This window comes from Pseudoflavonifractor sp. MSJ-30, from assembly GCF_018918045.1.
Taxonomy (GTDB): domain Bacteria; phylum Bacillota; class Clostridia; order Oscillospirales; family Oscillospiraceae; genus Faecousia.
The window spans coordinates 18,763-28,785 of sequence record NZ_JAHLPU010000047.1 but is presented as its reverse complement, the minus strand read 5'-3'; the positions used below and the strand labels follow the sequence as shown (position 1 = coordinate 28,785).

General features: G+C 56.4%; 10 protein-coding genes. 4 read left to right on the top strand and 6 right to left on the bottom strand.

The features are described 5' to 3' along the window. Positions 1–323: 323 nt before the first annotated feature. The 4 genes from truA to KQI10_RS06895 all read left to right on the top strand — a co-directional run bounded on the left by truA (position 324) and on the right by KQI10_RS06895 (position 3,725). Positions 324–1,061: a tRNA pseudouridine(38-40) synthase TruA gene (truA, locus tag KQI10_RS06910; protein WP_216566673.1), complete on the top strand. Its 738-nt coding sequence runs from the start codon at positions 324–326 to the stop codon at positions 1,059–1,061. Then, positions 1,058–1,399 carry an arsenate reductase family protein gene (locus KQI10_RS06905; RefSeq protein WP_216566672.1) on the top strand — a complete coding sequence of 114 codons (342 nt, stop codon included), beginning with the start codon at positions 1,058–1,060 and terminating at the stop codon, positions 1,397–1,399. The genes truA and KQI10_RS06905 overlap by 4 nt, the downstream gene beginning before the upstream one ends. A 105-nt stretch (positions 1,400–1,504) precedes the next feature. After that, entirely contained in the window at positions 1,505–2,944 is a 1,440-nt protein-coding gene (locus KQI10_RS06900; RefSeq protein WP_216566671.1) for a sodium:alanine symporter family protein, read from the top strand. Beyond that, entirely contained in the window at positions 2,901–3,725 is an 825-nt protein-coding gene (locus tag KQI10_RS06895) for a 4Fe-4S binding protein (protein ID WP_216566670.1), read from the top strand. Before KQI10_RS06900 ends, KQI10_RS06895 begins: the two co-directional genes overlap by 44 nt. Here KQI10_RS06895 and KQI10_RS06890 read toward each other — a convergent pair. The 6 genes from KQI10_RS06890 to KQI10_RS06865 all read right to left on the bottom strand — a co-directional run bounded on the left by KQI10_RS06890 (position 3,717) and on the right by KQI10_RS06865 (position 9,687). Further along, on the bottom strand, positions 3,717–4,631 hold the full coding sequence (locus tag KQI10_RS06890; protein ID WP_216566669.1) for a hypothetical protein: 915 nt from the start codon (positions 4,629–4,631) through the stop codon (positions 3,717–3,719). The two genes, KQI10_RS06895 and KQI10_RS06890, sit on opposite strands and share 9 nt — an antisense overlap. Beyond that, complete coding sequence (locus KQI10_RS06885) at positions 4,628–6,043, bottom strand: lipopolysaccharide biosynthesis protein (RefSeq protein ID WP_216566668.1); 1,416 nt, start codon at positions 6,041–6,043, stop codon at positions 4,628–4,630. Before KQI10_RS06885 ends, KQI10_RS06890 begins: the two co-directional genes overlap by 4 nt. A 312-nt stretch (positions 6,044–6,355) precedes the next feature. Beyond that, entirely contained in the window at positions 6,356–6,622 is a 267-nt protein-coding gene (locus KQI10_RS06880) for a YerC/YecD family TrpR-related protein (RefSeq protein WP_216566676.1), read from the bottom strand. A gap of 61 nt (positions 6,623–6,683) precedes the next feature. Further along, on the bottom strand, positions 6,684–7,334 hold the full coding sequence (locus KQI10_RS06875; protein WP_216566667.1) for an amino acid ABC transporter permease: 651 nt from the start codon (positions 7,332–7,334) through the stop codon (positions 6,684–6,686). A 1-nt stretch (position 7,335) separates the two neighbouring features. Then, entirely contained in the window at positions 7,336–8,103 is a 768-nt protein-coding gene (locus tag KQI10_RS06870; protein WP_216566666.1) for a transporter substrate-binding domain-containing protein, read from the bottom strand. A 222-nt stretch (positions 8,104–8,325) separates the two neighbouring features. Beyond that, a complete protein-coding gene (locus KQI10_RS06865; protein ID WP_216566665.1) occupies positions 8,326–9,687 on the bottom strand; it encodes a uracil-xanthine permease family protein in 1,362 nt (453 codons plus the stop codon). Between the last annotated feature and the right edge of the window lie 336 nt (positions 9,688–10,023).

Here is a 10,023-nt window from a genome sequence, read left to right as displayed (position 1 = left end):
CGGTCAGCGCCCCCTTGAGGCTGCTTCTTATCGATTTTCTTGCAGAAGCAAGAAAACCGCCGCCGGAGGCACCCAGCTTATGTGCGGTTAGGGTTAAAAGCGAAACCACAGAGTAAAATTTTTTTCGCATGAGATAAACATACATAAATGTCCGATTTATTGGACTTACTGAATGGTAATATATAGCCATGAAATCCAGAAGGAGTGAATGGCTATGTATTCCATCCGATATGTGCAGGGACATGTGCAGGTGTATGACGCAAAGGGAAAGTTCCTGTTTTCCGCGGACACAGAGCGGGAGGCAAGGGAAGAATTGGAGGAATATGCTGCGTAATCTTCGTTTGGATATTTGTTATGACGGCACCCGCTACCGGGGCTGGCAGAGACTGACTGGGGTGGAGGGGACCATCCAGGGCAAGCTGGAGACGGTGCTCAGCCGGATTCTGGAGGAGCCTGTTGAGGTTTCCGGCAGCGGCAGGACCGATGCAGGGGTCCATGCGGCCCACCAGATTGCCAATTTCCACTGCGAAAATCCAATGGCCCCGGAAAAGATTCTGGAGCAGCTGCGCAGGTATCTGCCGGAGGACATCGGCATATATTCCTGTGAAGAGGCGTCACCCCGGTTCCACGCCCGGCTGAATGCCACAGGGAAGACCTACCGCTATCGCATCTGGACCGACGACGCCCCCTGCGTTTTTGAGCGCCGGTATGTCTGGATAGACCCGGAAGAACTGGATACGGCGGCAATGAACCGGGCAGCGTCTTATCTTCTGGGCGAGCACGACTTTTCCGCTTTCTGCGGGAACCGGAAGATGAAAAAGGCCACCGTCCGCCGTATTGACAGCCTGACCGTTTCCCGAAAGGGCAGCGAGCTGCGGATCACGGTGACGGGCAACGGCTTTCTGTACAACATGGTCAGGATTCTGGCGGGGACTCTGGTGGAAGTGGGCCGGGGGCAGAGAACGCCGGAGAGCATCCCGGCACTGTTTGGCGCGCCCAGAGAAAAAGCGGGCTTTCTGGCCCCGCCCCAGGGCCTGTGCCTGATGGAGGTAACCTATTGAACGTTCAGATATTCGGAAAAAGCAAATGCTTTGATACAAAAAAGGCGGAGCGTTGGTTCAAGGAGCGGCGCGTTCCTTTCCAGTCCATCGACCTGAAGCGCTACGGCATGTCCGGTCGGGAGTTTGACAGCGTACTGCGGGCCGTGGGCGGCATTGACAAGCTGATTGACTGGGAAAACAAGTCCCAGGAGGTTACGAACATGAAGTACATGTCCGATAACCGGGCAAAAGAGGACAAGGTTTTTGACGACCCCATGCTGATGAAAACGCCGGTGGTCCGCAACGGAAAACAGGCCACCGTTGGCTACTGCCCGGAGGTTTGGGCCACCTGGGAATAATTTCAGAAAAATCGAATAACAAAAGCAGCTGCCAGAAAGCCGTCATTGGGTCCCAATGATATGGCTTTCCGAACAGCTGCTTTTTGATTTTTTGGGGGGATTCTGATGCGCTGGCTGGAATGTGTGTATGGGTTCTTGTGGGGGCCGCCCGGGGTCGCGGTGATGGTGGGTACGGGGCTGTTCCTGAGCCTGCGCACGGGCTTCCCTCAGATCACGCTGCTGCCAGGAGCATTCCGCATGCTGTCTGTCCCAAAAGAGAAGAAGGGCACCGTGACCCAATTTCAGGCGCTCTGCACGGCGCTGGCGGCCACGGTGGGGACCGGGAACATCATCGGCGTCAGCGGGGCCATTTGCCTTGGCGGACCCGGGGCCATTTTCTGGATGTGGCTCTGCGGATTTTTGGGCATGGCCACAAAATTTGCCGAGGTGACTTTGGCGAGGCGCTACCGGGATTTCTCCGGCGGGGAAATGGTGGGCGGCCCCATGTATATGATCCGGAAGGGTATGCCGGGGAAATGGCATTTTCTGGCATACCTCTACAGCGCTTTCGGCGTTATTGCGGCCTTCGGCGTGGGCAACGCCACCCAGGTCAACGCGGTGGTGTCCGGCTTCCATGACATTCTGGAGTCCCACGGCCGGGAACCCACATGGATGGGCAACCTGCTTGTGGGCATTGTCATGGCTCTGGCAGTGGGGGCGGTGCTTTTCGGCGGGGTGAAACGCATTGGCGGCGCCGCGGAAAAGCTGGTGCCCGCGGTATCCGTTGGGTATATTCTGCTGTGCCTGTGGGTGCTGGTAAAGTGCCGCCGGCAGATTCCGGGAGCCTTTGCCGCCATTCTGGAAGGGGCTGTCTCTCCCGGAGCCGTCACCGGCGGAATGATCGGCTCGGCTTTCGTCAGCCTGCGCACCGGCTGCGCCCGGGGAATATTTACCAACGAGGCAGGCATGGGGACGGCCTCCATGGCCTATGCCGCTGCCGGGGAAGGGCACCCCGTAGAGTTGGGGCTGCTGGGTCTGCTGGAAGTCTTCATGGATACCATTGTCATCTGTACGCTGACGGCAATGGCGGTGCTCTGCGGCGGCGCTGCCATTCCCTATGGGGTGGATGCCGGAGGCGTGCTGCCCTTCCGGGTATTCTCCGGCGTCTGCGGCAGCTGGGCGGCGGGAGCATTGACGCTGTTTTTAAGTGTTTTTGCCTTTGCCACGGTGCTTGGCTGGGGCCTCTATGGTGCCCGGTGCGGGCAGTTCCTGTTCGGCCCCGGATTCTGGAAGACCTTCGTCTGGCTGCAAATGGGCGGCGTTCTTCTGGGGGCTTTGCTGGAGACCCGGACCTTATGGCTGGCCGCCGAGCTTGTCAACGGCCTGATGGCCGTCCCCAATCTGATTGCCCTGACGGCACTAAGTCCGGAGCTGTGCCGTCTGGTCCGGGAGTATAAAAAGAAATACTTGCGTTTTGAGGACAAAAAAGCGATAATGAAGAAAAAAGAGAGAAGGGAAAACCATGAAAAAACTGCTGCCGTCGATTCTGATGCTGGCGCTTTTTGAGGCCGTGGCGGTGAGCCTGTGGCTGACCAAAAATAATATTTTCTACTTGCTGAATTTCAGCTACATCGGTTTATGCCTGTCTGTTGGTCTGACGCTGTTCATCTCCGGGAGGCGGTATGCCCGGCATTTCACGCAGTTTGCTGTGGGAACGTATATGCTGGTCTACCTTGGTATTCTTTCCCGGGAAAATATGCAGATCGAGGGCTTCTGGTATTACCTCTTCTCCGGAACCTTTGAGGCCGCCACCATTCACTATGCCGTGGCGAAGATCTTTGGTCCGCTGCTCTTCGGCAGAGGCTGGTGCGGCTACGCCTGCTGGACGGCCATGGTTCTGGACTGCCTTCCCTTCAAAACACCGGCAGCGCCCCGCAAGGAAAAGCTGGGGGCGCTGCGCTATGTGATGTTCGGTCTGTCGCTGCTGCTGGTGGCCGGACTGTTCTGGGGGAGGGCGTCTCACCTGGAAGAAATCATGTTCTGGATGTTCCTGGGGGGCAATGCCCTGTATTATGGGGCCGGTATATTCCTGGCATATCATTTTCAGGATAACCGGGCTTTCTGCAAATACCTGTGCCCAGTGGCGGTGTTTCTGAAGCCGATGAGCTATTTTTCGCTGCTGCGGGTCCACTGTGACGAGAGCAAGTGCGTCCACTGCGGCAAATGCCGGAGGGTCTGCCCCATGAATGTGGAGGTCAACAAGGAAGCACGGTCCCGCAAGAACGGCACGGAGTGCATTCTGTGCTATGAATGCACCAGGGTCTGCCCTGTCAAGGCTCTAAAATAGGTCCAGCATGCTGTCCAGATAGACGGCTTCCCGGACGTGGATCCGGTATTCCGGCTTTGTCATGTAGTACAGCAGAAATTCCAGCAGCAGAGCGCTGCCCAACTCCCGTCCTTCAATTTTGAAGTTGGAAAAGCCCATGGGCAGGTAAATATCGTGGATATCCCGGGTGCTGATAAACCCGGGATTTTCCATTGCCCGGGAGAACCGGTAGCCCCGGTCGCCGTCCGGGGCGGTGCAGCGGTGGTCGGGGCAGGGAAGCCCCAGATTTTTCCGGCTGACATTTTCGTAGCAGGCTTTCCGCTGTCGGCAGCCGAACCAGCAGCACTCATTGCAGAGAAATTCCACCTTGTTTTTTTCTGACGGGGAGAGGGCATTGAACTTTTCCAACGCCTTGTTCAGCCGGAAGTCCGGAACCACATACCGGAACGCCGACCGGCTCAGTTCCTTTTGGAGATCGGTGAAATCCGTAAGCACCTTGGTGGTGGAGGAGACGAAATAAAGCTCCGGATATTGCCGGGCGAGGTGGGCGAGCAGCAGATCGGAGCTGACGATCACACCGTTTTCCACCGGGCCGGGCGTGCTGAACAGGGCACAGAGCCGGTTGCACTTCCCGTCGGAAAGGTGTTCGGGGGTCAGAAGGGAATTGCTGAAGGTCAGCCGGGCGGAGATGCCGTATTCCCGGGTCAGAGTCAGCGCATTCTTCGGGGAGGCTGTTCCGGAGCTGACCCGCCCGCCGCCCCAGAGGCAGCCAGCCGGGGCGCCATAGATGGAGCCGATGTCGCACCAGTCGTAAAAGTATTCCCGGTGGTTCCGGAACAGAGGCAGGAATACCCGGTAGAATTCATAAAAGGAAAACAGCCCCGGCAGATGGAACAGGGCTGTTTTGGCTTGAAATTGGTTCGTCATGACCGCTTCCTCCGGACCAATTTGGCAAGCTGCTGAATGGTAAGCTCGAAGGGCTTCCGGTTCAGCACCAGCAGGAGCAGCAGGCAGGCCATCTGGAAGAAGGGAGCCCCCGGGTTGGCGGTAAAGCAGAGCAGGCTCTGGATGGTCAGCAGAAGACCGCTGCCGATCAGCCGGGGAGTGAACAGAGTGAACGGAATCAGCCGCCGGGAGGTGGCGGCCCGGATGGCGAAGCAAAGCACATAGCTTGCCAGCGTGGCGATGGCAGCGCCCTGAATGCCGATCCGGGGAATCAGCAGAAAGTTCAGGAAGATGTTGGCCAGGGCACTCCACAGGGCCGTCCAAAGAGACAGACGGCTTTTCTCCGTGACCACATAGACACTGCCCATGAAGGAGGAGAAAGCGGAGAAGACCATGGCCATGGAAAGAGTGGGGATGTATTTCCAGGCCTCATAGTATTGCTGGGTGGAGAGCATCCGGATCTCCAGTCGGCACAGCACAATAATCACGCTGCCGGCCATGACCATGACGGCCAGGAAAGCACTCCATACCTGAGTATAAAACCGGATATGTACCTCTCTGTCCCCGGTGGCCTCCTGAATGGCGGAGAACTGCCAGGCCTCCATAAAGATGGTGGAGAGCAGGGTCAGCACCGTAGGGATTTTGCATGCCACGGCGTACAGGCCATTGGCATCCGTACCCAGAAAATAGGCGACCATATAGCGGTCGGACACGCTGGTGATCCACCAGAAAATGGTGGCTGGGATCAAGGGAATGCTGTAGCGCAGCATGGCGTTCCAGAGCTGCCCCTCCGGCTTCGGCAGCCACAGCTTCCAGAGCTTTTCACGGAGCACCAGGAACAGCGTGCAGATGCCGTCCGCCGCGACCACGGACATGACATAGCCGAAGACGCCCATGCGGAACACCAGCAGGAAGGTGATGTTGAAGCCAATGACCAGGGCCGTATTGATAATGCCCTGAACGGCGAACAGGGCGGTTTTTCCCTCAGCCCGGATGTACTGAGCGCACAGGCTGTGCAGGCAGGAGGCCAGCGTGTATACGCCGATCAGAAGGGTGTATTCCCGGAGACTTTCGCTGTTGGAGAGCAGAGGAAGGGCGGCCAGAAGAATCAGGGAGCCCACCAGAATGGTATAAAAGCCGATGGTAAAAATGCTCCTGCGCTGTTCCTTTCGATCCAGGGCGAAGCGGAAGACGCCATTGGTGATGCCGAGGGATACCAGCGGCAGCAGCAGGTTGGCGGTCTGCATAATCAGGTCCGCGGTGCCGTAGTCCGCGGGCGTCAGCACGCCGGTGTAGAAACGGACCATTACAAAGGTCAGCAGCTTGGAGCCGAAAGTGCCGAGACTGATCAGAAAGGTGTTGCTCAGAAGCGTTTTATATTTGTGATCGTGCATGTTCGTCTGTCCTTAACCCGTTTTTGGAGAGACTGCGTGCATCATTCATACAGAATTCTCCAGCATCATTACGGGAGACATTCTATCGTTAAGATTTGAACAAAAGATGAACAAAGGTTAAAAGAGGGCGATTCTCGCGGATTTTGCAAAGGTTACTGTGGCAATGCATATTAGCCGTCTGGGGAAAGACCGAGGAGAATCCGGTCAAGCCCCGCTGTATCGAAACTTTTTGGGGCGCGGGGGACCAGTCAGAGGGGAAAAGAAGCACCTGAGCCACAAAACGAATCAGGTGCTTCTTCTCAAAAGCTCTTTTCAGATGTCTTCCTTCAGCACTCTGGAATAGCCCTTTCCGTACTGGACGCAGCGGGAGACCCGGCTCAGGGTGGCGGAGGATATTTCCGACTGGGCGATGACCTGGCTGTAGGTGTTTCCTGCCATCAGAAGCCTGGCAGCGTAGAGCCGCTCGGCCATTTTCTCAATTTCTTTCCGGGTACACAAATCGTCGAAGAGCTCCCGGCATTGCTCCCGGGTCTCCAGAGAGACGATCACATTATACAGCGCGTCGATTTTCTCCTGCATCTCCAAAGGAATGTCCTCCTCATTCGTTCTGTACCCATTTTACCATAGTTTGGGAGAGAGTTCAATCTCTGTAGTAGTCCATTTTTTGCTCCAGCTTTTGGAACAGTAGGGTCAGCAGACCGGAGAACAGCAGATAGAATGCACCGGTATAGAACATGGGCCAGATCAGACCGTCGCTTTTGATAAAGGCCTGGCCCATCCACATGATTTCGTATACCGCAATGACCCGGGCCAGAGAGGTATCTTTCACCAGCGTGATGATCTCGTTGCCCATGGAGGGGATGATCCGCTTGACCACCTGCATCAGCAGGATATGGACAAAGATCTGGCTGCGGTTCAGGCCAAGCGCCTGCCCGGCTTCAATCTGCCCGTTGGGGATGCTCTCAATGCCGCCCCGGTAGATCTCACTGAAATAGCAGGCGTAGTTGATGGCGAAGGCCAGAATCACGGCGGTGAACCGTCCCATAGCGGGCAGGCCGAACAGAAGCCCCGGCCCGTAGAAAACCACGATCAGCTGCAGCATCAGAGGGGTGCCTCGGATGACCCAAACGATGGCTTTCATCAGCAGCCGCAGAGGAAAAAAGCGGCTCATGGTTCCAAAGCACACCAGAAGTCCCAGGGGAATGGAGAAGGCAAGGGTCAGCAGAAAGATGTTCATGGTCTGACCGAAGCCTTTGAGCAGGGCCAGGGTGACGGACAGAAACTGGCTCATATTACTTGACCAGAGTCAGGCTGTACTTTTGGGCAAGTGCGTCCAGCGTGCCGTCAGCCATGAGGGAGGCCATGATTTCGTTGACTTTGGCGGTCAGATCGCTGTCCTTCCGGAAGCCGATGCCATATTCCTCGCTGCTGAGTTCCATGGCGGTCACCAGATCCGGATAGCCGGTGCCCGGCCCGGTCATGGCGTTGGCCATGGTAATGTCGATGATGCAGGCATCAACGGTACCGGCCGCAACCTCCATCAGAGCGGCGGACTGGGACTGGACAGCGGTGCAGGGGAAGTCGAACTCTTTGGCGGCTGCTTCACCGGCAGAGCCTGCCTCGGCGGCGAAGGTAAGATACTTAGCCAGTTCAATACTGTCATTGCCGGAGTTTTCCGAGGTCGTTACCATGACCTGTGCGTTTTTCACGTAGGGATCAGAAACGCTGGCGTTGAGCTTGACCTCATCCGTGATCGTCATACCGTTCCAGATGCAGTCGATGGACTTGGACTCCAGCTCAAAAAACTTGTTGTCCCAGTCGATTTCCACGAACTGGGCTTCCACACCCAGCTTCTCGGCCACAGCCCGGGCAAATTCGGCATCGAAGCCTGTCCAATTGCCGTTTTCATCCTTATAGTCCATGGGCTCGTAGTCTGTGATTCCAACGATCAGGGTGCCTTTTTCCTGAATGTAGCTCAGGTCGGAGCCGCTTTTTTTGCCGCAGGCGCTGCACAGCAGCATGGTGGTCAGAACCAGGACGGCCGCAATCCATTTTTTCATAAGAATACTTCCTTTCTATCCTCTTACGGTGGCGTGCTTTTTGCTGATGGATGCATTATACTTTATCGAAATAAAGTTGTAAAGCACTTTTTCACGCTAAAGCGATAAATCGTCTGGGTGCACAAGGCTGGACGGGGAATTACAGGGCGGTGTTGGTAAAAACGTAAAAAACCGCCTCCGGAGGGCCGAAGCCACCGGAGGCGGAAAGATGCGGAGAGAAGGTTACTTCTGGGCGCGGCTGCCGAAGTTGACCACGGCGGTATCGCCCTGGTGGTTGGTGCCGAACTCATAGTCTTTGCCGGGCAGGGCGGCGTTCATGATGATGCCCACAAGGGCTGCCACGGCCAGGCCGGACAGGCTGATGGTGATGGAGCCTACGGGGATCTGGATGGCACCGGCGTAGTTGACGCCCACGGCCAGACCCATAATCATGGCGGCAATCAGAACATTGCGGCTCTTGGTGAAGTCTACCTGGTTTTCCACTACGTTCCGGACGCCTACGGCGGAGATCATGCCGTAGAGCACCAGGCTGACGCCGCCCATGGTAGCGGCGGGCATGGCCACGATCAGTGCGGAGAACTTGGGGCAGAAGGACAGGATGATGGCGAAGAAAGCGGCCATACGGATCACCTTGGGGTCATAAACCTTGCTCAGGGCCAGAACACCGGTGTTTTCACCATAGGTGGTGTTGGCGGGAGCGCCGAAGAGGGAGGCCATGGTGGTTGCCAGACCGTCGCCTACCAGAGTGCGGTGCAGGCCGGGATCCTCTACGAAGTTCTTGCCCACGGTGGAGGAGATGGCGCAGATATCGCCGACATGCTCCATCATGGTAGCCAGGGAGATGGGCATGATGGTCACAATGGAGGTAAACAGCAGGCTGTGGTCCAGGTTTGCCCCGAAGATGGACAGGGCGGTGCGGTTCCAGACGATGGGCAGGCCGATCCAGTCGGCCTCACTGACCAGAGCCACCAGGTGTTCCCGGGAGGCGGGGTCAACGATCATGGAGAACACATAGGAGCCGACCACACCCAGCAGGATGGGAATGATCTTCACCATGCCCTTGCCCCAGATGTTGCAGCATACTACAATCAGAATGGCGACCAGGGCCACCCACCAGTTGGCGGAGCAGTTGGTCACGGCGGAGCCGGAGAGGGTCAGACCGATGCAGATGATAATGGGGCCGGTGACGATGGGCGGGAAGTAGCGCATGACCTTCTTGGCACCGAACTGCTTGAAGAAGAACGCCATAATAAGGTATACAAGACCTGCGCAGGCCACGCCGAAGCAGGCGTAGGGGAGCGTCTCATTGCCGGTGCCCAGGGCGCGGATGGCGTTGTAGCCGCCGATAAAGGCAAAGGAGGAGCCCAGGAATGCGGGGACTTTCCGACCGGTAATCAGATGGAACAGGAGGGTGCCCAGGCCCGCGAACAGCAGGGCGTTGGCCACATCCAGCCCGGTCAGCGCGGGGACCAGAACTGTCGCGCCGAACATGGCGAACAGATGCTGCACACCCAGCAGCAGACGCTTGGGGACACTCAGCGTGCCGGCATCATACACGACTTCATTGTTTTCGGGAGCTGCCATTAGAATACATCCTTTCTGTATTGCAAAAAAGGGAAGGAAAAGCTCAGGCGCAAGCTCTTTCCTCCCTTCTCTGCATTTTATCCCGACAAGTATACTATCCGGCCGGAGAAAATGCAAGCTAATTGTTCCAATTCTGCATCCAAAATGTGAATAGAATATGACGCGGCTTTTGTGGAAAGTGCATCATGTGACAGAAATTGCCTTTCCACTGAAATGCATGAGAAAACCATAATAAATGCAAACGGTATTTAAGGAACTGAGTAACGCACTTAATGCGGGATAAGACCGAAAATAAGAAATGACAGAAAAATAAATCGGTAATCATGTAAAATAATT